The following is a 24802-nucleotide window of genomic DNA, read 5'->3' as shown; positions in this document are numbered from 1 at the left end:
CTCATTTTCGCGGCAGAGAATACCACGACGCATGGTCGACAGTCCGTTCGACGCCGAGATTCGAGTCGGCGAGGTGCTGGAGGCGAAAGCGTTCCCCGAGGCCAACAAGCCCAAGATGACCAAGCTCTGGATCGACCTCGGCGAGGACCACGGTGAGGTCCAGTCGGCGGGACAGTTGGACCACCACTACGAACCCGAGGAACTCAAGGGGAGACAGGTACTCTGTGCGACGACGCTCGGCTCGGTCCGGATCGCTGGCTTCAAATCCGAGGTGTTGACCGTCGGCGTCCCCGACGAGGAGGGGTACCCGGTCCTCGTCGAACCAGAGACGAACGTGCCACTCGGCGGGGTCCTGTTCTGATCGCCGACGATGGCGGCGACCCGTTTCCACCCATCTGTAGTCAACAGTAACAATATAGGCCCGGCGTGAATCACGGCCAGTATGGGTGACACGTCGCCGTCGGCCGAGGGGACCAACATCGAAGGCGAGTCTCCGCAGGTCGAGCCAACGATCGAAACGGACGAGGCGACGATCACTGACGACGCCGAACTCGAGCGAACGATCGGGCTCACTGGCGGGCTCGCGATCGGGATCGGGACGATGATCGGGGCGGGCATCTTCGTCTTTCCCGGGCTCGCAGCGGGCAACGCCGGACCGGCCGCGGCAGCGTCGTTTGCGATCGGAGCCGTCGTCGCCTTGTTGGTCGCGTTACCGGCGTCGGAACTCGCGACGGCGATGCCCAAAAGCGGCGGCGGCTACTACTTCATCTCGCGCGGGCTGGGCACGCTCGCGGGAGCCGTTGTCGGGCTCTCGCTGTGGTTCGGGCTGGTGTTCGCGACGGCCTTCTATCTCGTCGGCTTTGGCTTCTACGCCGTCGACACGCTCGCCGAACTCGGAATCGCGGTCGGAAACGAGCTCGTGATCCCGATCGCGGTGCTGTTCGGCGCGGGGTTTACCGTGTTGAATGTCACTGGGACGGAAAACGCTGCAAAGCTCCAAAACGGGATCGTCGCCCTGTTGCTCTCGATCCTAGTCGTCTTCCTCGGCTATGGCGGCCTCGATGCGGCGGGAATCGTCGGCGAGCCATCCGCACCCGAACAGTTCGCACCGTTCGGGACGTTGCCGATACTGACGACTGCGGCGCTCGTGTTCACATCGTATCTCGGCTTCGCGCAGGTGGCAACCGTCGCCGGCGAGATGAAAGACCCCGGCCGGAACCTGCCGCTGGCGATGGTCGGCTCGGTGCTCATCGTCGGTGTCCTCTACGTGGTGACGATCTTCGTCTCGACGAGCGCGCTCGGGAGCGACCGCCTCGCGGAACTCGGCGAGACGGCGATGGTCGAGGTCGGTCGCCACTATCTCGGTGCGGCCGGCGCGTTTGCGATCGTCTTCGGCGGGCTGCTCGCGACGATGTCCAGCGCCAATGCGTCGGTGCTCAGCACGTCTCGCTCAATTTACGCCGTTTCGAGGGACGCCTTGCTCCCACAGCGGGCGAGCCGGATCAACCTTCGCTACGGCACGCCACACGTCGCACTGGGGATGGCCGGCGGGCCGATCCTCGTGCTGACGGCGACCGGACAGGTGGAACTGCTCGCCGAGGTCGCCTCCTTCCTGCATCTCATTATGTACGGGCTCATCTGCGTCGCACTGATCGCGCTGCGTCGCAACGAGCCCGAGTGGTACGATCCCGACTTTCGAGTGCCGGGCTACCCCATCGTCCCGGCGCTCGGGGCGCTCGCCAGCTTCGCCCTGATCGGGTTCATGCAGCCCGCCTCACAGCTCATCGGCCTCGCGATCATGCTCGTCACCGCCGGGTGGTATTTCTACTACGCCCGAGACGTGACGCTCAAGGGGAAACTCTAATGACACGCATACTCGTTCCACTGGCGATTCTGGAGGGCGAATCGGTCTCGGCCGGCCTCACGACGTTGCTCGAGCCGATGTACGTGACTGTACTCGGCTATCACGTCCTGCCCGAACAGACGCCGCCCGATCAGGCGCGGCTGCAGTTCGAAGCGCAGGCAACTGCCGCCCTCGAGGATCTCGCGGCGGAATTCGGGGCCGACGACGGCACTGCCGACTATCGGCTCGTCTTCACCCACAACAAAAAACAGACGTTCGATCGGATCGCTGCGGAGATGCGATCGGATGCCTACGCCATCCCGGGTGCGACTGGTCCAGTCGATCAACTACTCGTGGCCCTGACGGGCGACGTCGCCGTCGATCGGATCGTCTCGTTCGTCACCGAACTCGTCGGTGACCGCGACATCGGCGTCACGCTCTTTCTCGCGACCGACGACGAACACGCCGGTCGGGAACTCCTCGAGGCGGCCGCCGTGACCCTCTTCGACGAGGGACTCCACGTCCGGACCGAACTCGCGGTCGACGAACCGCCGCTCGAGACGCTCGTCGACGCCGCTGCCGACCACGACGCGATCGTCATGGGCGAGCGAGCGCCGTCGCTTCGGTCGCTCATCTTCGGCGAGGAGACCGAACGCGTCGCCGCCGAGTCGGTCGGCCCGGTGCTCGTCGTCCGGAACACGGCGGACCGTGACGACACGGCGGACGCCGCCGATCAGCCGTCACCGTCCGACGTCGTCGACGACTCTTGACCGACTTCGGGGGCATTGTCGGCCAGTGGTCCGCGAGACGGGGCCTCGAGCGTGTTCAGGACTCGTTGTCAGGGCCGTCCGCATCGTCGGCTGTCGACTTGTCCGTCTCGCCGTCGATCGGGAGCTCGGTGTCGTCGACCGTCAGCTCGGTGTCGTCGGCCTCGAGATACTCACCACGAATCACGAGCACCGGATCGACCGTTCCCTTCGCCAGTGTCTTTGCTCGATCTCGGAAGATGAACCGGCGAATCGACGGCCGACTCTCGCCGACGACGAGCAGATCGTGGCCGCGTGCGGCGTCGAGAATCGCCGCCGTCGGTGAGCCGTCGACGACGAGCGAGCTGTCGATTCGACCGCGGTCGACGCCGGTATCGGCCAGCGCGGCGACGGCGGTGTCGAGGAGTTCGGTGCCACGCTCACGATCCGTCTCGTCGTCGACGACGTGGAAGAACGTCACCGTGAGGTCGGTGCCGGCAAGCAGCGTCTCGAGGTGCTGGGCGATGTGCTCGAGATTGACCTCCCCGCGGATCGCGACGAGGATCGACTCGAGTACGGGGGCCGGGTTGAGTAGCAAGACTGCATCACACGACGCTTCGACTGCGATGCGTTCGAACGTCTGGAGCCGATCGTGGGTGAAGACGAGCCGGGAGGTGACGTCGAGACAGCCGGCGTCTTCGAACGCGGTGTGAAGTTCCTCGAGTTCGGCTCGAGCGCGCGCCCCGTACTGGTCGCGCGCCTGATCCGTCCCGGTCTGGTCGGGCAGTTCGCGATAGCCGAGCAGGACGACCGGAACCGACGCGAACGCTTCGATGACTGTCGCGGGAACGGATTCGCCACCGAGGACATCGACCGGAATGAGGACGCGATGATCGCGGGGAGCAGCCATTATGGACTACTCCCCTCTAGGGCAGGGAGCGTAATAGTACTCTGTCGCGGCGTTGATGACTGTCATCGTGGACGATCACACGGCTCGTGTTCATCACGGATCCCGCAGGGTTTTAGCGATGGAAGGACAGTCACCGGGTATGACAGAGGCGACGGGGATCGTCGGGGAGTTCTTTTCGCTCAAAGAATCCACCGACGCCGACCTGCTGGCGATGCAGTGTGGTGACTTCTACGAGTTCTTCGGCGAGGACGCTGAGACCGTCAGCGACGAACTCGATCTCAAGGTCTCCCAGAAATCCTCACACGGCTCGTCGTACCCGATGGCCGGCGTTCCACTCGCTGATCTCACGCCGTATCTCAAGGCGCTGGTCGAACGCGGCTACCGGGTTGCCGTCGCCGACCAGTACGAGACCGACGACGGCCACGCACGCGAGATCGTCCGCGTCGTCACGCCCGGCACGCTCCTCGAGACGACCGACGCCGACGCCCAGTATCTCGCTGCGGTGGTCGAGGGCAGCGGCTCGGACCCCTACGGCCTCGCGTTCGCCGACGTAACGACCGGCCGGTTTCTGGTCACGGACGCCGCCGACGCTGACGACGCGCTGACGGAACTGTACCGGTTCGACCCGGTCGAAGTGTTACCCGGTCCGGAGACGCGAACCGACGACGACCTGCTGGGACTAATTCGCGAGCGCATCGACGCGGCGCTGACGCTCCACGAGACCGAGAGCTTCGCCCCGAAACGCGCGGCCCATACCGTTCGCGAGCAGTTCGGCCGGGAGACGGTCGATCGCCTCTCGGTCGGCGAGCCAGCGCTTTCGGCTGCCGGGGCGATTCTCGACTACGTCGAGGAGACGGGGACCGGCGTCCTCGCCTCCATGACCCGAATTCAGGCCCACCACGGCGACGACCACGTCACCCTCGACGCGACGACCCAGCGCAACCTCGAGATAACCGAGACGATGCACGGCGACGGCGACGGCTCGCTGTTCGAGACGATCGACCACACCGAGACCAGCGCCGGCGGCCGCCGTCTCAAAGAGTGGCTCCAGCGGCCCCGCCGTTCGCTTTCGGTCCTCGAGCGGCGACAGGAAAGCGTCGCGGCGCTGGCCGGCGCGCCGCTGGTTCGCGACGAGATACAAGACGTGCTGAGCGAGGCGTACGATCTAGCCCGGCTGGCCTCGAAGGCGACCCACGGCAGCGCGGACGCTCGTGATCTCCTCTCGGTGCAGGACACGCTCGGCGTCCTCCCCGACCTCGCCGAGGCCATCGACTCAAACCCCGAGCTGGCGGCCTCGCCGCTGGCTGCGATCGTCGACCAGCCCGACCGCGAGGCCGCTCGAGACCTTCGAGAGACGCTCGCAGACGCACTCGCCGAGGAACCACCCTCGACGGTGACACAGGGGGGACTCTTCCAGTACGGGTACGACGAGGAACTCGACGGACTCATCGAGCGCCACGATGAGGTCATCGAGTGGCTCGAGACGCTCGCAGACCGGGAGAAACGCCAGCACGGCCTTTCCCACGTCACGGTCGACCGGAACAAGACCGATGGCTACTACATTCAGGTCGGCAAATCCGCCGCCGACGGCGTCCCCGACCACTACGAGCAGATCAAGACGCTGAAAAACTCGAAACGGTTCACGACCGACGAACTCGAGGACAGAGAACGTGAGATCCTGCGTCTCGAGGAACGACGCGGCGACCTCGAGTACGAACTCTTCGAGGACCTCCGTGAGGAGGTCGCTGTCCACGCCGAACTGCTACAAGACGTCGGTCGGACGCTCGCGACCGTCGACGCGCTCGCGAGTCTGGCGACCCACGCGGCCGAAAACCGGTGGGTCAAGCCCGACTTGCACGGTGGGGATCGTCTCGAGATCGAGCAGGGTCGCCACCCGGTCGTCGAGCAGACGACGGAGTTCGTCCCGAACGACGTCCAACTCGACGAGGAGCGGGGCTTTCTGGTCGTCACCGGCCCCAATATGTCCGGGAAGTCGACGTACATGCGTCAGGTGGCCTGTATCGTCCTGCTCGCACAGGTCGGGAGTTTCGTCCCCGCCCGCGAGGCCGAGATCGGCCTCGTCGACGGCATCTTCACCCGCGTGGGCGCACTCGACGAACTCGCACAGGGTCGCTCGACGTTCATGGTCGAGATGAGCGAACTCTCGAACATTCTCCATACCGCGACCGAGGAGTCACTGGTCATCTTGGACGAGGTCGGCCGCGGGACCGCGACTTACGACGGGATCTCGATCGCGTGGGCCGCCACGGAGTATCTCCACAACGAAGTGCAGGCGAAGACGCTTTTCGCGACTCACTATCACGAACTCACCGGCCTCGCCGAAAATCTACCCCGCGTCGCCAACGTTCACGTCGCCGCGGACGAACGCGACGGCGACGTTACCTTCCTCCGGACGGTTCGGGACGGACCGACCGACCGTTCCTATGGCATTCACGTCGCCGACCTCGCCGGCGTGCCAGAGCCGGTCGTCGATCGCTCGAGGGACGTTCTCGAGCGCCTGCGCGAGGAGAAAGCCATCGAAGCGAAAGGTGGGGCCTCGAGCGAGCCCGTCCAGGCGGTGTTCGACGTCTCGAGCGGCCAGTTCCGCGGCCCGGCCAGCGCCGACGGCGGCGGGTCACGTGAAGACGACGAGTCGATCGATCCAGAAACGAAAGCAGTGCTCGAGGAGCTCGAGGGAATCGACGTCAACACGACACCGCCAGTCGAACTGCTATCGAAAGTTCAGGAGTGGCAGGCGCAACTGCGGGAGTAAGCGTCGCGTCGTCCGTTTTCTAGCAAACACTCGAGTTACGCCCTTTCCGTCAGACAGCGATGTCTACGACTCGAGTCTATGGGGGTCGGAATAGTTATTATTTCTGTTATTTATCCCAAAATATACGATATACTATAATATGTCGCGATTTGCCTGCACAGGATAGCGATATCGACCTATGGCCGCAGAGAACACCTCAAGCGGCACTTTAGATCGGTACAGTGTTCGAGTTCGAAACGCCTCCGGATCGGGAGACTAATTAGATCTGTTCGGGGCTACCGTGTGTTTAGAGGTGTTTTTCGACAATTTGCTCTAAACGACCCAATAATTCACTTGAAAACATATGTCGGTTTTAAACTTATCTATTATATATTATATATTTCTCCAGATTGCGTTTGAAACTCGTTTTGCACTTCCGGACGGTGTGCGCTCGAGACGGCCGGTCCCGAGTGCTCACTCTGGATGCCGCTGGATGTCGACCGCCGGGAACCGCTCCGCCCAGTCGGCACCCGTGGTACTCGCGATGTCGTGGAGACGCTCGAGTTCGGTGACGGCGTCGTCGTGTTCGTCGACGCGCAGGTCGTGCTCGAGTCGCGGCTCGTCCGGATCGAACACCGACAGCGCGGCACTCTGTGCGTGCTCACGGCGTTTGTCGCCGCCTGTGTCCTCACCGGCCCGAAGCGCGACGAGGAGTCGCTCGTCGAGTGGCCGATCGGCGCTGGTCTCGAAGGCGTCGGCGACCGCCTCGAGGACGCCCTCGTCGACGAGCATGTTGCCCGCGACGGTGTACCCCTCGCCCTCGCGGTCGCCGGCCCACGTCTCACACGCGTCACCCGTCACCGCGACGGTCGTGCCCGTGTGGTCGACGCCGTGGACCTGCCGGAGCGGGGCGTCTGGGTCGTCCTCGAGCAACGCGGCGACGGCGTCGTCGATCGGATCGCCGTCGGCGAGTCGGCGCGTCGCCCGAACGCCGATCGGGGTGTTCGTCATGGCTTGCGTACAGACCGCGCCGTGGCGGCAGACGAACGGGGCCGTCGATCCGACGCCGATCGCTTTCGTCGCGACGGCGGCCCCGTGGCGGCCGTCGACCGTCGCACAGAGCGAGAACGTCACGGCTGTTTGACCTCTGCATCCGACTGCTGGTGGGTGAGTGGCTCTGACATTTCCGCTTCGGAGAGGTGACAGGCGATCGTGTGGTCGTCGTCCCCGTCGACCGGTTTCGCGTGTGGTTCGTCCCGTTCACACTCCCCGCCGAACTTCTTCGGACAGCGGGTGTGGAACGGACAGCCCGAAGGCGGATTCATCGGACTGGGCACTGTGCCCTCGAGGAGAATCCGCTTCGTCTCTCGGTTCGGATTTGCGTGGGGGACGGCCGAGAGCAGGCTCTCCGTGTACGGATGATACGGGGGCTCGAACACCTGCTCGACGGAACCGAACTCGGCGATCTTGCCGAGGTACATGACGGCCACGCGGTCACAGATGTGCTGGACGACGCTGATGTTGTGCGAGATGAACAGATACGAGAGATCGAACTCGTCTTGGATGTCGTCGAGCAGGTTGAGGATCTGGGCCTGCACGCTCACGTCTAGCGCCGAGACGGGTTCGTCACAGACGATGAGATCCGGTTCGACGGCGAGGGCGTTCGCGATGGCGATCCGCTGTTGTTGCCCGCCCGAGAACTGGTGGGGATACTTGTCGATATCGCTCGCCGCCAGCCCGACGCGCTCGAGCAACTCCTCGATTCGCTCGCGTTTTTCGTCCCCGGTCGCGATGTTGTGTTTTCCCATCCCGCGGCCGATGATTTGGCCGACGGTTTTGCGCGGGTTGAGCGAACTCTTCGGATCCTGGAAGATGATCTGCATCTCCTGGCGGAGGCTGCGGATGTCGGACTTGCCGAGCTCGTGGAGCGGATGGCCATCGAAGTACACTTCGCCGTCGGTCGGCTCGAGCAGCTGCATAACCGTTCTGGCGACGGTCGACTTGCCACAGCCACTCTCGCCGACGAGTCCGACCGTCTCGCCGCGGTTGATACTGAAGCTCACACCGTCGACTGCCTTGACGTATCGACGCTCGAGCGTCAGTCCGCCCCCGTCGGTTCGGGCGAGCGAGAGGTTGCCGAGCAGCCCGTCACCCGCCGAGAAGTACTTTTTGAGGTTGGTGACCTCGAGCAGCGGCTCCGTCGATTGCGTGCGGTGGCGGCGTTCGCCGACCGTTTCGGTGCCGGGTTCCGAGAGATCGAGTTCGGCCGTCCGGAAACACGCCGCGTGCGACCCCGCCGGGGCGTCCGGCACGGCCTCGAGCGCCGGATCGCCGCCGGAGTGACAGTCATCGGTCGCGTGCGGACAGCGGTCGGCGAAGTTACAGCCATCAGGTAGCGACTGCAGATCGGGCATCGATCCACCGAGGGCGTAGAGTCGATTTCGGTCCGCGCCGACTTCCGGAATCGCGTCGATGAGCGTCCGGGTGTAGGGATGTCTCGGCCGGTCGAAGATGGCTTCGACCGGCCCCGTCTCGATGAGATTCCCGGCGTACATGACCCCGACGCGGTCGCAGGTCTGGGCGACGACGCCGAGATTGTGCGTGATCATCAGAATCGAGACGTTGTGCGTCTCGCGGAGGTCGTTGAGCAACTCGAGGATCTTCGCCTGTGTCGTCACGTCAAGTGCCGTCGTCGGCTCGTCGGCGATGATGAGATCCGGCTCACAGGCGAGGCCGATCGCGATGAGCACGCGCTGGCGCATCCCACCGGAGAACTCGTGTGGGTACTCGTCGATGCGCGATTCGGGGTCCGGAATCTCGACCTCGCCCATCGCCTCGATCGCGATTTCGCGAGCCTCGTCCTCGCTGACGTCCTGATGGAGTTGGATCGTCTCGGTGATCTGTTGGCCGACCGTGAGCACGGGATTGAGCGAGGTCATCGGATCCTGTGGGATCAGCGCAATCTTGTTCCCACGGACGCGCTGCATCTCTTTTTCGGAGAGTTCGAGGAGGTCCTCGCCGTCGAAGATGACCGAGCCCGAGGCGATCTCACCCGGGTAGTCGATGAGGCGCATGATCGACTTCGCGGTCACGCTTTTCCCGGCCCCGGACTCGCCGACGATTCCCATCACTTCGCCTCGCTCGAGGGTGAACGAGACGTCGTTGACCGCGGTGACGGTGCCGTTTTCGGTCTTGAACTGTGTGCGAAGCGATTCGACTGCGAGCAGTGGGTCGGTCGTAGCGTTGGTGGTCATTCGATGATCTCCCCCTTCGGGTCGAGGACGTCACGGAGGCCGTCGCCGAGTAAGTTGAAGCCGATCACTGCGATTGCGATCGCGAGTGCAGGGAAGAAGACGAGCCACGGGGCATCGCCCATGAACGCCCATCCCTGATTGATCATCAGCCCCCACGACGACGTCGGCGGTTGGACGCCGAGGCCGAGAAACGAGAGGCTCGCTTCCAGCAACATCGTGAACGCGATGTTGATCGACCCCTGCACGAGCAACGGGCCGACGCAGTTGGGCAACACCTCTCTGAAGATGATGTAGGTGTCGCTCTCACCGCGAGCGACGGCTGCTTCGACGAACGATTCGTTGCGAACGGAGAGTGCGGCGCTCCGCGCGACCCTGGCGATAAACGGCGTGTAGACGAACGCCAGCGCGAGGATCAGGTTGAATAGATTCGGTTCCATCACGGCGACAATCGTCAGCGCGAGCAGGATTGGCGGGAACGACATCATCGCGTCCATCGCCCGCATCAATCCCTCGTCAACCAGTCCCTGATAGTAGCCAGCGACGATGCCGATCGTCGTCCCGAAGATCATCGCGATGCTGATCGACGTGAAGCCGACCAACACCGAGATTCGTGCTCCCGCAAGGACGCGACTGAAGATGTCACGACCGAGATTGTCGGTCCCCATCAGATGCTCCATCGATGGGCCCTGTTCTCGATTCTGGACGTTTGTGGCCTCGGGATCGTGTGGCACGAACGAGAACGGCTGTATCGTCACATCGATGTACGGAACAGTAATCTTCTGTGCGAAGATGGCCACGAAAAAGAGCACGACGATTATGCCGAGCCCGATCATCGCCTTCTGGTTGTTGCGGAACTGGCGGATGAATCGCCCGTAGTGGGCCTTGCGTTCGTCCGTTAGCCGGAACCGGTTCGTCGACATTATTCGGACCCTCCGTAGCGGATTCGCGGATCGACATACGCGTAGAACGTGTCCGCGAGAAAGTTCGAAAGCATGTATATGAGCGCGATAACGATGATACAGCCCTGCAACAGCGGGATGTCACGGTTCTCGATCGCTGTCAGCGTCAGTTGTCCGATGCCCGGCCAGGAGAACACTTCCTCGAGGACGACGACGCCGCCGAAGGCGTAGCTAAACTGGAACGCGACCACCGTGATCACGGGGATCGCGGCGTTTTTCAGCGCGTGACGAAGGACGACCGCGCGCTCGCTCAGTCCCTTCGACCGGGCGAACTCGACGTAGTCTTCGCTCAGTTCGTCGATCATACTCGAGCGTGTCATTCGCATAATGTAGGCCGTCAGCGCGACCCCCATCGCACTGGCGGGCAGAATGAGGTGGTGGATCGACGCGACCGGGTCGGCCATCGGTGAGACGTACCCACGGGTCGGGAACCCACCGAGCGTGAGTGCGAACACGTAGATGAACACGAGCCCCCACAGGAAGATCGGCAGCGAGAGGCCGACGAACGCGACCATCGAGGCCGTGAGATCCGCTGGCGTGTTCTTTTTCACTGCCGCAATGATCCCGAGGGGGATCGAGAGGGTCACCGAAATGGCCGTCGCCGTGACGGCGAGCAACAGCGACCGTGGCAGCCGCAGCGCGATCAGGTCGAAGACGGGGACGTTGTATCGGAGGGACATCCCCATGTCGCCGCTGACCAGCCCGGCGACCCACTCCAGGTACTGAACGTACAGCGGTTGATCGAGTCCGAGCTGTGCCTCGAGCTGTGCGATCGATGCCTCAGTCGCGTTGGGTCCGAGAATCAACAGCGCCACGTTGCCCGGCAAAATATTCGTGAGGCCGAACGTGATGAGCGTCACTAAGAACAGCGTGACGAGCATGAAGCCGAACCGCTTGAGCAGGTAATTAACGAACGCCATTTATATACATGACGGGGATGGGTGTGTGTCTCATGTCTCAGTGGTCGTGTACATGTGTTTCCGATGGTGTTATTCGAACTGGACTTCGTCGAACCTGAACGTCGAGCCGTCGGGTGACATGATCTCGCCCGTCACGCTGGGCGTACGAGCCATCAGTGTTGGCATCCAGTACAGCAAGATGTGGCCCGACCGACGCTCTTTGAGGAGTTCGGCGGCCTCGTGGTAGATTGGGGCTCGTTCCTCGATATCGTAGCTCTGTCGGGCGCTATCGATGAGGTCGTCGTATTCTGCGTCTTCCCAGCCGGTAAAGAAGAACGCACCCTCGGAGTGCAGTGGGCGGTGGAACCCGGCGTCGGGGAACCAGAGTCCCAGGTACGAACTGGTGGTTGCCTGGAACTCCTGGTCCGTGTAGACGTCGCTGAGCCAGTTACTCCACGTGATCATCTGGATGTCGAGGTCGATCCCGACCTCCGACGCCTGGGATTCGATCACCTGTGCGGCGGTGACCTGATCGTTGTACTGTTGGGGGATCTTGAACGACGCCTCGAAGCCGTCCGGGTAGCCCGCCGCTTCCAGGTGTTCCTGGGCCTTCTCGAGGTCACGTGGTCGCGGCTCGAGGTCGGGATGTTCCCATTCGCTGTCCGGTGCGGCGGGACTCGTCGCGACCTGTCCCTGCCCGTACAGCGCGGCCTCCATGACTTCTTCCTTGTCGATCGCGTACTCGAGTGCGAGTCGAGCGTCGCGGCTGTCGAACGGCTCTTCGGTGCAGTTGACGCCGAGGTAGACGAGCGATTTCGGGAATCGCTCGATGAAGTCGACGTCCGGATCCTCCTCGAGGCTCTCGGCGTGTCGCGGCGGCACGTCGTTGATGAAATCCAGTTCGCCGGAGCGGAACGTGTTGAGTCGGTTGTCGTCGTCTGGAATCTCGGTTTTGGTGACGCGGTTGAGATACGGGAGGTCGTCGTCCCAGTAGTCGTCGTATTTGACCATGACGAACTCGGAGTCGATCTCCATGCTCTCGAACTGGAACGGGCCGGTCCCGATCGGCTCGCTGAACGCGCCCTGTTCCTGTTCGGCTTGTTCTGCGGGGAGGATGTGCATGTGCGACGTCGCCATTCGCGACAGCAGCGGCGCGAACGGTTCGGTCAGCACCATCTCGAATGTGTAGTCGTCCGGTGCGTCCATCGAGTCGACTTGCGACATGTAATCGGCTGCGAGCCCCTCGCGTTCGTCGATGCGCTCGAACGAGGCCAGCACGTCCTCGGACGTAAACTCCGACCCGTCGTGGAACGACACGCCCTCGCGAAGCGAGAACGAAATCTCCGTGTTGTCCTCGGAGTACTCCCAGGATTCCGCCAGCGCCGGCTCGAGTTCGTAGTCCCAGTTGATTCTGACGAGGCCCTGGGTGATGTTCTCGAGAACGCGAGCGGTTGCGGCGGCACTTTCGAAGTGTGGATCGAGACTCTGCACCGGAACGCTGCCACCCCACAGCAACTCTCCGTCCGTCTCGATGTCATCGACGTCGCCGGCACAGCCTGCGAGTGCGATCGGCACGCCTGCCGCAGCGGCCTTCATGAAAAGCCGGCGGCTCGGACCGTCTGAAGACGGCGTATCGGTTGGGTTGTCAGTATCTCCCATATACTCTTGCAGCGTTGCGAATACTATTACATAAATGTTTTCCTTATTGACTGACCCGCGACGCAGAATGACACGAGTTGTCGCTGGGTGCCGACTGCCGACACCCCTGATTCGAGCGCCGGTTCGTCGTCACTGCTCTCGATTCGACCGCGAGTTATGCGTCGGCGAGACGTGCAAGCCCTTCCGCGAGAACGGTGGTCGCTGCAGCACAGTCGGCCCACTCGGTCCACTCCCGTGGATTGTGTGAGATTCCGTCTCGAGACGGCGCGAACAGCAGTCCCGCGTCGGTGACGCTGGCGATGTTCATCGTGTCGTGGGCTGCTCCCGAGTGCATGAGCGACGTTCGCACGTCGGTCACGTCCCCGGCCTCGAGCAGCGCCTCTCGACAGCGGTCGGCCATGGGAACCGGCGGCACGTCGTACGGTCGCGACACAGTCGTCGCGACGTCTCGCTCCCGTTCGACCTGCCGGGCGCTCTCCTCGAGCGCACTGACGAGCGTCGAAATCGAATCCGCCGACACGTCTCGAATGTCGATCCCGAGTCGGACCCGTCCCGGGATGACGTTCGTCGCGTTCGGCTCCACGACGGCTTTTCCGACCGTGCCGACGGCGGACGCGGATTCGTCGTCGACGAGCCGGTTTGCGGCTTCCTCGACGTCCAGAACGACTTCGCTCGCTGCAGCGAGGGCATCCACGCGACCGGGCATCGGCGTCGATCCCGCGTGGTCCGCTTCGCCGTCGACCTCGAGGTAGCAGTGGGTGATCCCCGTGACGTTCGTGACGATGCCCACGGCTGCGTCCTCCTCCTCGAGACGCGTTCCCTGTTCGGGATGCAACTCGAGCCAAGCGTCCCACTTGGCGGCGTCGATTCGGCCTTCGCCGCGAAAGCCGATCTCGTCGAGGGCGTCCTCGAGGGTCGTTCCGTCGTCGGCTTCGAACGCCAGCGCGTCGTCGACCGACCGCTTGCCGGTGGCGACGGACGAGCCGAGCAGTCCGTTGCCGAACCGTTGGCCCTCCTCTTCGGTGAAACAGACGACGTCGATCGGCCGTTCCGGCGTTCGATCGGACTCCTGTATCGCACGGACCGCCTCGAGGCCGCCGTAGACGCCGAGCGGCCCGTCGAAGATTCCACCGACCGGGACCGAGTCTAGGTGGCTGCCGGTCGCGACCGGCGCGGCGGCCGGATCGATCCCCTCCGGTACCCACCGGCCGACGATGTTTCCGACCGCGTCGATCCGAACGTCGAGCCCCGCCTGCTCGAGTCGATCGACGAACCGTTCTCGAGCACGCCGGTTCGCGTCCGTGCCGGTGAGTGTCGTTCGTCCGTGGCCGTCCACGTCGGACAGTGCGCCAAACTGCGCGTTAGCTTCGATCTCTCGCCGAAGCCTCCCCTTGGAGACATGCATGGTCCGATGCGTGATCCGAAGTCCGCTTTGTTAAGTGTTTACGTTCTTCGTAGCGGACCCGGTGTCGACAGCGACTCCAGACTGGAGCACTGGACCGTTCGCGATCAGCGCGACTGCGCGTCACCGACCGGTGCGTTTTCGAAATGAGAATATGTTCTCCCGTCGATGACCTCCATCGCTGGTCTCCAGCGATCGGTATGGTACCAACGGAACCGAGTGACACACATCACATCACCACCGTGCGAGACGGTGTACGTGCCAGTCAATGTTCCCCATCGCCCGATGTCAGATCAACATGCGTTCGGCGTCGTGCTCGAGCACTTGTGGAATAGCGTACTGAAGTGCCACCCCGGGCATGCGTTCCCGAAATGCGAACATCTATTCCGCTCGCGGCCCACGTGTGCGTATGCGCGAGACAAACGATGAGGGCCCGCGGCAGCTCGAAACCGTCGCTCGGGCGTGTGACGTCATCGACGCACTCGAAAAACTCGACGGCGCTGGTGTGACGGAGCTGGCCGACTACCTCGACATCTCGAAGAGTTCGGCGTACTCGTATCTCTCGACGCTTCGGACGAAGCGCTTCGTCGTGAAAGACGACGACACGTACCGACTCAGCCTCGAGTTTCTGTACCTCGGAAAGACGATTCGGCACCGACACGTGCTGTTCGAACACGGCAAACAGCAGGTCGATCGATTGGCCGAGGAAACCGGGGAGTACGTCCACCTCATGTGCGAACAACACGGCCTCGAGCGGAATATCTACAAGGTCGCAGGTGAGAACGCCGTCGGCGACGCCTATCACACGACCAAAGAGCGAAAGGCCGATTTCCTCCACTTTACGTCGACTGGTAAAGCAGTTCTCGCCTACCTCCCGGACGCTCGAGTCGACGAGATCATCGACGAGTACGGCCTCGTGCAAAAGACCGAGAACACGATCACCGACCGCGATACCCTCTTCGAGGAGATTCAGACCATCCGAGAACGTGGCTACGCGGTGAACGACGAAGAGGAAGTTACGGGAATCCGAGCCGTCGGTGCACCGACCCGCGACGCGAACGGGACGATTCTCGGTGCGATCAGCGTCTCTGGACCGACGAGTCGACTCAACGGCGATCGATACTATGAGACGCTTCCGGAGAAAGTCATGGAGAGTGCGAACGTCACCGAGGCGAGCATCAACATGTCCAACGCGAGTCGGTCGCTCTGAGTTCGGCGTTCACACGTATTTTTACAAGAATATTATTGTAAACCAACAGCCGTGTTTCGGCTACCCTCGCACCCGTTCCGTATAACGTTCGCATTTCGGAAACGCACAACACTCACCACACCGCGCATCGAACGGGCCGAGGACTCGAACCCGACTCGACAGTAACAGAAGATGCTCGAGGGACTGTGACAACTAAGCTGGTTACCCGCAGTGACTGTGGTATTGACGGTAGTTCTTCTCCAATTAGACAAACTACTATACAACTACGAAATCAGAGTTATTGTATAGAAATGGGATGTTTGATGGTTATGGAGAAGTTGAATTTTTGAGAGAGATCGACCATATATATGGCAATTACCAGAATAATATCCAAATTATACTGGAAAATCGCCTCTCTTTTACGTTATTTATTTGCTAATGCACTACCCGACCTATTGGCTAAGAAAAATTGCGGCCATAAACACTCAAAACGGCCGCTAAAGCCCTATTTTACCCTATAGTCGAGCCGCAGACCTGCGCTCTTTTGGAATTGTCTATCTCTTTGTATATTGGTAGTTCCATAAAACTATCGGATTAGTGTTAAAACACGAGTCGGTCTCCTCGAGTCAGTGTCGCAATTCGACCGGTCGTCATCGACAGCAGGGTACGCCACTGACGAGTTTTTACTGTCCGGTCGCGTAGACGGTGTATGCGAACTCGAGTCACAGCAATCGTCTCGGTGCTCGTTGGTCTCCTCGCTGCCTGGATTGGCTGGGGTCTCTACGTGATCAGGACGACCGACCGGGTGCCGTTCGAGACGCTCGAGCGCGACGGTGCGTTCGAACAGCGACGCTACCCGGCGACGATGCTGATCGAGACGACGGCTCCGGATCGGCGCACCGCGTTTAGACGGCTTTTTCAATATATTTCGGGCGAGAACGAGGCTGGCGATGCAGTCTCGATGACCGCGCCAGTCACGACGAGCGCCGAGTCGGTCCCACCGGAAACACCGGTCCAAACGAACGGCGAGGACGGGACATCGATTCCGATGACAGCGCCGGTTCGGACGGATCGAACGACCGACGTCGTGTCGATGGCGTTCTATCTGCCACCGGAGTATACACTCGAGAGCGCGCCGGTGCCGACCGATCCGGCAGTTCGCCTCGTTACCGAACCGTCTCGGACGGTCGCCGTCTGGCGCTTCTCCTGGTACGCGACGGATCGGCGCGTCGAACGCGCACGTCAGTCGCTTCGCGATCGACTCGAGGAGCGCGGCCTCGAGGCGCGTGACGAACTGACGGTGTTGCAGTACAACGACCCCTGGACGCCGCCGTTTCTGCGCCGCAACGAGGTCGCTGTGACGGTCGACTACTGATACTGTCGGACAACAATTAGTACGCGCCCCATCGCATCTCACGGCCCGTCGCCGGAGATGACGACCGTTTGTGTCCAATCGGTATGTGAATCGTGTTGGCCGACGGTGTGACCGGCGAGTGGCTGGGACCGCCGGTCGGGTGGCTCGCGTTGTTGACTATCGGTTTCTATTATGTCATCGGCACTGAACAGCGTTCAATATTTCTCGAGTTTACTTTCCACCAATAATACTATAGTTGAATAGATGAGAGGTAACATCATGCACGAATCAGACTACGGCGTGGCGGAGAAGACGGCCATCGTCACCGGCGCAAGTCAGGGAATCGGTCGGGCGATCGCAGAAACACTCGCGGCGAGCGGCGCGAACGTGGCGATCTGCTCGCGATCGATGGATCGTATCGGCCCGGTGGCTGAGGGGATCAACGACGATGAGGACACGGGCGAGGCACTCGCCGTCGAATGTAACGTTCGCGAGCGAGAGCAGGTCCAGCAGTTGATCGACGAGACCGTCGAGACGTTCGGCGACATCGACATCCTCGTCACCAACGCCGGCGGCGAGTTCGTTGCCCCCTTTGAGGACATCTCGGCGAACGGCTGGGAGACGATTCTCGACCTCAACCTCACGAGCACCGTTCACTGCGCCCAGCTCGCCGGCGAGGTTATGCGCGAGGGCGACGGCGGCGTCATCATCACGCTCTCGAGTGTGAACGGCCAGCACGCAGCCCCCGGCGAGAGCCACTACGGCGCTGCGAAGGCGGCGATCATCCGCCTGACCGAGACGTTGGCCGTCGAGTGGGCCGACGACGGCGTCCGCATCAACTGCGTCGCGCCCGGCCTGATCCAGACCCCTGGCGTCGCCGAGACGCTCGGTATCGACAGCGAGTCTATGCCCCCACGTGAGAAGACTGACCGCCGGATCGGCCATCCCGAGGAGATCGCCGACGTCGTCCAGTTCCTCTCGAGTCCCGCCGCCTCCTTCATGACTGGCGAGACGGTGACGGTCAAAGGCGTCCCGCGGGCCGGGAACTCGATGTCGCAGGGACTAGGCCTCGAGTAACGACGAGCAGGTACGCTTTTGCGGCCACCGCGATAGTATCGTGGTATGGAACTCCACCACGCACTCTCTGGCATCACCTGTCCGGTCGTCACGCCGTTCGACGACGCGGGCGAGATCGACGACGACGCGTTCGTCGCCACCCTCGAACACCTTCTCGAGCACGGGATCGACGGCGTCTTTCCCTGTGGCACGACTGGTGAGTTCGCCAGTCTCACACGCGAGGAACGACGGCACGTCCACGAACTCGCGGTCGAACACGCCGGCGGCGAGGTGCCAGTGCTCGCCGGCGCGGCCGCGACGAGCGTCGCCGAGGCAGTCGCGTACACCGAGGACGCAGCCGACGCCGGTGCCGACGCCGCGGTCGTCACGCCGCCGTACTTCCATACGGCGAACGATCCCGCCGGTAATCGGCAATTCCTCGAGCAGGTTGCTGACCAATCTCCGCTCCCCGTGTTGCTCTACAACATCCCGGTCTGTACGGGCGGGCGCATAGAACCGGAGACGCTCACGGCCGTCGCCACCCACGACGACATCATCGGGCTGAAAGATTCGAGCGGCGACCTCGAGTACTTCCTCTCCGTCCTCCGGCAGACGCCCGAGGAGTTCCTCATGCTGCAGGGGTACGACGCGCTGCTCGTCCCTGCACTCCGAATGGGTGCCGACGGCGGGCTGAACGCGTTGTCGAACGTCGTCCCCGAGGCGTACGCCGAACTGTACGACACGTTCGACGCCGAGCGCGGCGAGGAGTTACAAGACGCCATCGCTCCGTTGTTCGACGCCTGTGCCAGCTACGGCTTCGCGCCGGCGACGAAAACTGCACTCGAGTACCGCGGCCTACTCCCGACCGATTCCGTTCGACCGCCGCTCGTCTCCGTGCCCGCGGACGAGCGGGCGGCGATCGGCAGCGCCGTCGACGACCTGCTTCTGCCAGCAAACTAATATTTTTATCGCGGGTGAACGGTGACTCAATGACCGACACTGGACCACCTATTGACTGTTCCACTGACTCGAGGCCGTCGGCGACATCCTCGAGACGAGAGGCTGGTCGGCAGCGCCATGGGAACTACTGTCAATCTGACCGTTCTATGATCATTTTTATGCAGTCCCGAAATATGATGCTACTATGAACGGTACAGGGCTCCGGCGACGGGACGTCCTCGCCACAATCTCCGCTGGGTGCGTGACGGTCGCGGGAAGTACGGCCGACGAACTGACGGAGACGCCTGCTGAGGAGACACCGGCCGCCCTCTATGGACTGGCGTACGGACGTGGATACGGGACTGAGTAGCCATGGCTGATCGAACACCGCGACTCGGGCTCGGCACGTACGAACGGGGCGACGAGTGGGATCACACCGACACGGTCGAGGCGGTGGACGAACACGCGATCGTCCGCGGCCCGATCACCGAGCGACCGGCCGAGGGAGAGTACGACGACGAACTCTACCACGCGACCGATCAGGGGATTACCTGGCGCTGGGACGCCGAGAGCAGCGACTGGACGTACTTCAGCGGCCGCGGTAGCCCCGACCAGCCGGTGCCGGGGACGAGCCACTTCGAGGCGGCACGCTTCGAGGCGGCACAGCTCGTCCACGCGCGGACCGAAGAGACCCCGGTGTGGAACGTCGAGGCCCACGGGATCGAGGGCGACGGCACGACCGAGGTTGGTCAGGACGTACACGACCTCCTCGAGACGGTCGCCGAGGCCGGCGGCGGGATCGTCTACTTCCCGCCCGGGCGCTATCTCTTGGAGCGGACGCCGCTGATCGGAGACGAGACGATCGTGCGTGGTGCGGGTCGGGCGACGGTTTTCGAGGGGCCACGGCCCGACGGAGAGGAGGGACGGGCCCTCCTCTCGAATCGGGGCTACGACGAATCGGGCTACGGTGGCGCGTCGAACTGGGCGGTCTGTGACGTTCGGATCGATGCGCCGAACGCGACGGGTATCATGCCCGCCCACGCGGAAAACGTTCGGCTGGAACGGATCTACGGCGATGCCGTCTACTATCATCACATCGACGTCGTATCGTGCAAGAACGTCGTCATCGACGGCTTCTGGGCGACATGTGGTGGCGCAGGGAACTCGGATGCGCCGGTGCAGTTCGACAGCCAACAGCCGGGAACTGCTTGGAACAGCGTCTGGAACGGTAAACACGATACACTCGTCGCGGGCGACGACACGCCGAGCACGAACTGCACGCTGAAGAATTTCGAGATCGATCCGACGAACGACCCCGATTACGGCGTCCACCTCCATCGCGGAAGCAACGACTCGATCACGATCAAAGACGGCTACATCTCCGGCTGTCAGCACTCGGCGATCAGGGTCGACCCCGACGAACTGGTCGACGATTTGACCATCGATGGCGTCTCGTGTCTCGAGAACGCGCGAGGAATCTCGATCGGCCACCTCGAGGACGGCCGGCGGGCGTTGACCATCGACAACGTCACGATCCGGACCGACGACAGCGAGCTGGCGTCCGGATCGGGACTGTACGCGTCCGGTTTCGCCAGCGCCGCGCTCTCGAACGTCGTCGTCGACGGTGCGTTCACGAACGCGATCATCTTCGACGATATGGACGACCTCAAACTGACCAACGTCACGGCGAAAGGCGCGGACCATCAAGCGTTCCGATTCAGAGACAACGTCGATGCGACGCTCACGACCGCCCGGGCGGCGGACTGTGGCACTGCGGGCATCTACTCGGGACCCGGAAGCAGCGTCGCCTACGGCGGCGTCACCTTCGACGACGTCGGGACGGAGGTCGTCGTCGACGGCGAGACTCGAGCGTGGACCACGTCGTAACTGGACTGTCGTCGATGGCGCGACTCGGGTGTGCTCACGACAGCCAGTCGGTCCGAATCGACTGAAGCGGCTACCGGCACCACAAACCGTGTTCGATCAGTAATCCACAGTTTAACTTCGGTTGACCACTACCGAAAACGCATGCATCGAACGATCGGACGCGACGGGCGATCGACGGCTGACCGACCGGATCGACTACGAATGACCGGCACACGTCCCGATTCCGACGTTCACGACCGTGCCGACCTCGAGCGGAGCGAGCCATGACCCGCACCGACGACCAGCGAGCAGACACGGACATCCACCAGCTCGACGAGGACACCGTCGCCCGCATCGCAGCCGGTGAGGTCGTCGAACGCCCCGCCAGCGCGGTGAAAGAACTCGTCGAGAACAGCCTCGACGCCGACGCCTCGAGCGTCGATGTCTCCGTCGAGGAGGGCGGCACCGAATCGATCCGCGTCGCGGACGACGGCGCGGGCATGAGCGAGGCCGACCTTCGGGCCGCCGTTCGCCAGCACACGACGAGCAAGATCGAGGGCCTCGAGGATCTCACCTCGGGCGTCGCCACGCTCGGCTTTCGCGGGGAGGCGCTGCACACTATCGGTTCCGTCTCGCGGCTGACGATCCAGTCCCGGCCCCAAAACGCCGACGGCGCGGGCACGAAACTCGTCTACGAGGGCGGCGACGTAACGAGTGTCGAGCCGACGGGCTGTCCCACAGGCACCATCGTCGAGGTTGACGACATTTTTTACAATACGCCCGCGCGCCGGAAGTTCCTCAAGACGACGGCGACGGAGTTTGCCCACGTCAACCGCGTCGTCACTCGCTACGCGCTCGCGAACCCTGACGTGGCCGTCTCCCTGACTCACGACGGTCGTGAGGTGTTCTCAACGACGGGACAGGGCGACCTGCAGGCCGCCGTCCTGTCGGTCTACGGCCGCGAGGTCGCCTCTGCGATGATCCCCGTCGAGGTCGACGCCGACGAACTGCCACCCGGCCCCCTCGAGTCCGTTTCCGGACTCGTCTCTCACCCCGAAACTAATCGCTCGAGTCGGGAGTATCTCGCCACCTACGTCAACGGTCGCGCCGTCACCGCCGACGCGATTCGCGAGGGGATCATGGGTGCCTACGGAACCCAACTCGGCGGCGACCGGTATCCGTTCGTCACGCTCTTTCTCGAGGTGCCCGGCGACGCCGTCGACATCAACGTCCACCCGCGCAAACGGGAGGTTCGCTTCGACGATGACGACGCCGTCCGCCGGCAGGTCGACGCCGCCGTCGAATCGGCGCTGCTCGAGCACGGCCTCCTTCGATCGCGCGCCCCTCGTGGTCGGTCGGCTCCCGGCGAGGCGCGACTCGAGCCCGGAACGGCTCGAGGCGGCGACAGGGCATCGAGCGACGAGCCCCCACAAGAGCCGCTCTCGAGTGCGGACGACACGACCGGTGACGACCTCCCGGAGCCGACGGCTGACACTGCTTCGGCTGGCGACGCCTCAAGTGAGAGTGAGACTCCGACGGGTTCCGATTCGGGCGGTACGGAGACGGGTGGGACGACAGCATCGCCAGACGCGAGCGAGTCGACAGCAGCGACATCATCCTCGAGTCGCTCTTCCCACGGCGACGAGTCGACGTCCAGACCGCCCGACAGCCAGTCGACGATCGATACCGGTCGTGACCGACCGACGGCGTCCGCCGCCTCGATACGCGAGTCGAGCACCCGCGATCGCGACGCGGCTCGCTCGAGCGACGAGCGCACCTCGTCAGAAAGCGACTCGAGCGGCGTTCGCCCGGGTCGCAAGTTCGACGCTGCAACCGAACAGCGGACGCTCACGGGCGAGGCCGCGACCGGCGACGAGACCGCGTTCGACTCGTTGCCGTCGTTGCGCGTGTTGGGCCAGTACGACGACACCTACCTCGTCTGCGAGACGGCCGACGGCCTCGTGTTGATCGACCAGCATGCCGCCGACGAGCGGGTCAACTACGAGCGGCTGCAGCAGGCCTTCGCCGACGACCCCGCCGCACAGGCGCTGGCCTCGCCGGTCGAACTCGAGTTGACCGCTGTCGAGGCCGAAGCGTTCGAGAGCTACCGAGAGGCCCTCTCCCGGCTCGGATTCTACGCCGACCGGATCGACGACCGAACGGTCGCCGTGACGACGGTACCCGCGGTGCTCGAGGAGACTATCGAACCCGAACGCCTGCGGGACGTCCTCTCGTCGTTCGTCGAGGGCGACCGGGAGTCGGGTGCCGAGACGGTCGACGCGCTGGCCGACGACTTTCTCGGCGATCTGGCCTGTTACCCGTCGATCACCGGGAACACGTCGCTGACGGAGGGATCGGTGGTCGACCTCCTCGAGGCGTTAGACGACTGTGCGAACCCCTATGCTTGCCCGCACGGCCGCCCGGTGCTCGTCGAGTTCGACGCGGCGGAGATCGAGGATCGGTTCGAGCGGGACTATCCCGGTCACAGCGGATAACTCGCGCTCAAGGCCCGTCGCGGTTCGATAGGTGCGCGCTGCTATTCGCTCGTCTCCCCGCTTGTGCCCTCGAGACTCGGCGTTCCAGTGTCTGTCATCGTCGTGCGCTCCTGCCAGTACAGCCAGAGCGTACAGCAGAAAGCGATCGCGCCGGCGGCGGTCGCAATGGCGAACGCGAGCCGGTAGCCGGTTTCCGTGTACACGCGAACGCCGCCGACGAGGTCGCCGGTCCAGTAGGCGTCGAGCACCCAGCCCATCGCAGTCGGGAGGAGTGCTGCACCGAAGAAAGATGCGCCGTTGACCGTCCCAGTCGAGATGCCGCTGGCGCTGCTCGGGTGGCGTTCCTTGACGACCGGGTAGCCGAGGACGAACGTCCCGAGCATGACTCCGGCCAGCAGGAACACCACGGCGACGACCAACAGCGGCGGGTTTCCGGTGATCGCGATCAGGGCGAGACAGACGACGTAACACGCGCCGCCGGCAACCATCAACTCGACCCTGCTCTCGAGCCGATCTGACAGCCAGCCGACCGCCGGTGGACCGATCATCTGGCCGACACCGCCGAGTAGGGTGAGCGTCGAGGCGTACGTCACCGAGACGTCGTAGGTCTGGACGACATAGGGCACACCCCAGAGCCCGAACAGGGTGAGGTTCACCCCGGTCAAACAGAACAACATGACGGACACGACCCAGATCCAGCGGTCCCGGAGCGCGCTCGAGAGGTGGTGTGCGAGTTGTGCGTTCGTGAGTGTCTCCTGTCCCGGGACGCCCTCGAGCGGCTCAAAGCCGGCATCGACCGGCGTATCGCGGACGAAGACGAAGGCGAGAACGCCCATCGCGAGACCGACGACGCCGATCAAGCTGACTGTCGATCGCCAGCCAAACGCCTCGACAGCCAGCGCGAGCGGTGTCGTCGCAAAGACGCCGCCGAAGCCGGCGACGGCGAACGTCACGCCGCTCATCGTCGCGAACTCGTCGGCGCGGTACCAGTTGGCACAAAACCGGAGGACACAAACGAAGATGACGCTCCCGCCGAGACCGATGAGGCCGCGACCGAACACCGCCGTGAGGTAGCCGTCTGCGAACGCAAACCAGACGACGCCGACGTTCATCACGACTGCGCCGGCCGCGGCCGTCAATCGGGGACCGACCCGGTCGGCGAAGATACCCGTCGGAATCTGCATGAACGCGTACACCCAGAAGAAGATCGCGTGCAGCGTCCCCAGTTGCGTGCCAGTCATCTCGAAGGCCGCCATGAGATTCTCGGAGAGCACTGCAGTGGAGAGTCGGTTGACGTTAACCAGCAAGAAGCAGCCGCTCAGTGTTGCCCAGAGGAGCCACCGCCGTCTGAGTGGATCCGTCCACAGTCGCATTCGCTGACACTCCCTTGTGTGTGACTGAAAAACTTGGCCAAGCGGCACGCTGGGAACCCCGCTGTACCGCCGACACCACCAACGGTAGGACACTCGAGGTCGTACC

At 63.3% G+C, this 24802-nt stretch carries 20 protein-coding genes; 12 read left to right on the top strand and 8 right to left on the bottom strand.

Going from position 1 to position 24802, the window contains the following annotated elements:
- The first annotated feature begins 31 nt into the window (after nucleotides 1-31).
- From GCU68_RS02460 to GCU68_RS02450, 3 genes are all read left to right on the top strand, one after another.
- Nucleotides 32-361 (top strand): tRNA-binding protein, encoded by a 330-nt coding sequence (locus GCU68_RS02460; protein WP_152938883.1) that lies wholly within the window; start codon nucleotides 32-34, stop codon nucleotides 359-361.
- Between the two features lie 81 nt (nucleotides 362-442).
- Nucleotides 443-1864, top strand: a complete 1422-nt coding sequence (locus GCU68_RS02455) for an APC family permease (protein ID WP_152938882.1) — start codon at nucleotides 443-445, stop codon at nucleotides 1862-1864.
- On the top strand, nucleotides 1864-2613 hold the full coding sequence (locus GCU68_RS02450; RefSeq protein WP_152938881.1) for a universal stress protein: 750 nt from the start codon (nucleotides 1864-1866) through the stop codon (nucleotides 2611-2613). The genes GCU68_RS02455 and GCU68_RS02450 overlap by 1 nt, the downstream gene beginning before the upstream one ends.
- A gap of 55 nt (nucleotides 2614-2668) precedes the next feature.
- Here the strand turns inward: GCU68_RS02450 and GCU68_RS02445 are convergent, their stop codons facing one another.
- Entirely contained in the window at nucleotides 2669-3499 is an 831-nt protein-coding gene (locus GCU68_RS02445; protein ID WP_152938880.1) for a universal stress protein, read from the bottom strand.
- A 139-nt stretch (nucleotides 3500-3638) separates the two neighbouring features.
- Here GCU68_RS02445 and mutS point away from each other — a divergent pair, with 139 nt between their 5' ends.
- Nucleotides 3639-6272 carry a DNA mismatch repair protein MutS gene (mutS, locus tag GCU68_RS02440; RefSeq protein ID WP_152938879.1) on the top strand — a complete coding sequence of 878 codons (2634 nt, stop codon included), beginning with the start codon at nucleotides 3639-3641 and terminating at the stop codon, nucleotides 6270-6272.
- Between the two features lie 453 nt (nucleotides 6273-6725).
- Here the strand turns inward: mutS and GCU68_RS02435 are convergent, their stop codons facing one another.
- From GCU68_RS02435 to GCU68_RS02410, 6 genes are all read right to left on the bottom strand, one after another.
- Nucleotides 6726-7385 carry a DUF1028 domain-containing protein gene (locus GCU68_RS02435; RefSeq protein WP_152938878.1) on the bottom strand — a complete coding sequence of 220 codons (660 nt, stop codon included), beginning with the start codon at nucleotides 7383-7385 and terminating at the stop codon, nucleotides 6726-6728.
- Entirely contained in the window at nucleotides 7382-9505 is a 2124-nt protein-coding gene (locus GCU68_RS02430) for a dipeptide ABC transporter ATP-binding protein (protein WP_152938877.1), read from the bottom strand. The genes GCU68_RS02435 and GCU68_RS02430 overlap by 4 nt, the downstream gene beginning before the upstream one ends.
- The gene (locus GCU68_RS02425; RefSeq protein WP_152938876.1) at nucleotides 9502-10425 is read right to left on the bottom strand and encodes an ABC transporter permease; all 924 of its coding nucleotides are present in this window, start codon (nucleotides 10423-10425) and stop codon (nucleotides 9502-9504) included. The genes GCU68_RS02430 and GCU68_RS02425 overlap by 4 nt, the downstream gene beginning before the upstream one ends.
- On the bottom strand, nucleotides 10425-11384 hold the full coding sequence (locus GCU68_RS02420) for an ABC transporter permease (RefSeq protein ID WP_152938875.1): 960 nt from the start codon (nucleotides 11382-11384) through the stop codon (nucleotides 10425-10427). Before GCU68_RS02420 ends, GCU68_RS02425 begins: the two co-directional genes overlap by 1 nt.
- Nucleotides 11385-11453: 69 nt before the next feature.
- Nucleotides 11454-13022 (bottom strand): ABC transporter substrate-binding protein, encoded by a 1569-nt coding sequence (locus GCU68_RS02415; RefSeq protein ID WP_152938874.1) that lies wholly within the window; start codon nucleotides 13020-13022, stop codon nucleotides 11454-11456.
- Nucleotides 13023-13176: 154 nt separating this feature from the next.
- Nucleotides 13177-14427 (bottom strand): M20 family metallo-hydrolase, encoded by a 1251-nt coding sequence (locus GCU68_RS02410; RefSeq protein ID WP_152938873.1) that lies wholly within the window; start codon nucleotides 14425-14427, stop codon nucleotides 13177-13179.
- A gap of 406 nt (nucleotides 14428-14833) precedes the next feature.
- Between GCU68_RS02410 and GCU68_RS02405 the strand changes: the two genes are divergently transcribed.
- The 8 genes from GCU68_RS02405 (at nucleotide 14834) to mutL (ending at nucleotide 23323) form a co-directional block, all read left to right on the top strand.
- Nucleotides 14834-15634 (top strand): IclR family transcriptional regulator, encoded by an 801-nt coding sequence (locus tag GCU68_RS02405; RefSeq protein ID WP_152938872.1) that lies wholly within the window; start codon nucleotides 14834-14836, stop codon nucleotides 15632-15634.
- A gap of 688 nt (nucleotides 15635-16322) precedes the next feature.
- A complete protein-coding gene (locus GCU68_RS02400; protein WP_152938871.1) occupies nucleotides 16323-16988 on the top strand; it encodes an SOUL family heme-binding protein in 666 nt (221 codons plus the stop codon).
- 258 nt (nucleotides 16989-17246) lie between these two features.
- Nucleotides 17247-18044 (top strand): SDR family NAD(P)-dependent oxidoreductase, encoded by a 798-nt coding sequence (locus GCU68_RS02395; RefSeq protein ID WP_152938870.1) that lies wholly within the window; start codon nucleotides 17247-17249, stop codon nucleotides 18042-18044.
- 45 nt (nucleotides 18045-18089) lie between these two features.
- The gene (locus tag GCU68_RS02390) at nucleotides 18090-18983 is read left to right on the top strand and encodes a dihydrodipicolinate synthase family protein (RefSeq protein ID WP_152938869.1); all 894 of its coding nucleotides are present in this window, start codon (nucleotides 18090-18092) and stop codon (nucleotides 18981-18983) included.
- A gap of 184 nt (nucleotides 18984-19167) precedes the next feature.
- Nucleotides 19168-19332, top strand: a complete 165-nt coding sequence (locus tag GCU68_RS02385) for a hypothetical protein (RefSeq protein WP_152938868.1) — start codon at nucleotides 19168-19170, stop codon at nucleotides 19330-19332.
- 2 nt (nucleotides 19333-19334) lie between these two features.
- Nucleotides 19335-20849, top strand: coding sequence for a right-handed parallel beta-helix repeat-containing protein (locus GCU68_RS02380; RefSeq protein ID WP_152938867.1), 1515 nt, complete (start codon nucleotides 19335-19337; stop codon nucleotides 20847-20849).
- Nucleotides 20850-20990: 141 nt separating this feature from the next.
- Nucleotides 20991-21116, top strand: a complete 126-nt coding sequence (locus GCU68_RS21915) for a hypothetical protein (protein ID WP_264373472.1) — start codon at nucleotides 20991-20993, stop codon at nucleotides 21114-21116.
- Nucleotides 21113-23323: a DNA mismatch repair endonuclease MutL gene (mutL, locus tag GCU68_RS02375; RefSeq protein WP_152938866.1), complete on the top strand. Its 2211-nt coding sequence runs from the start codon at nucleotides 21113-21115 to the stop codon at nucleotides 23321-23323. Before GCU68_RS21915 ends, mutL begins: the two co-directional genes overlap by 4 nt.
- 41 nt (nucleotides 23324-23364) lie before the next feature.
- Here the strand turns inward: mutL and GCU68_RS02370 are convergent, their stop codons facing one another.
- Nucleotides 23365-24696 carry an MFS transporter gene (locus GCU68_RS02370; protein WP_152938865.1) on the bottom strand — a complete coding sequence of 444 codons (1332 nt, stop codon included), beginning with the start codon at nucleotides 24694-24696 and terminating at the stop codon, nucleotides 23365-23367.
- Between the last annotated feature and the right edge of the window lie 106 nt (nucleotides 24697-24802).

The organism is Natronorubrum aibiense (assembly GCF_009392895.1).
Lineage (GTDB): Archaea > Halobacteriota > Halobacteria > Halobacteriales > Natrialbaceae > Natronorubrum > Natronorubrum aibiense.
This window is presented reverse-complemented; position numbering and strand designations above follow the sequence as displayed.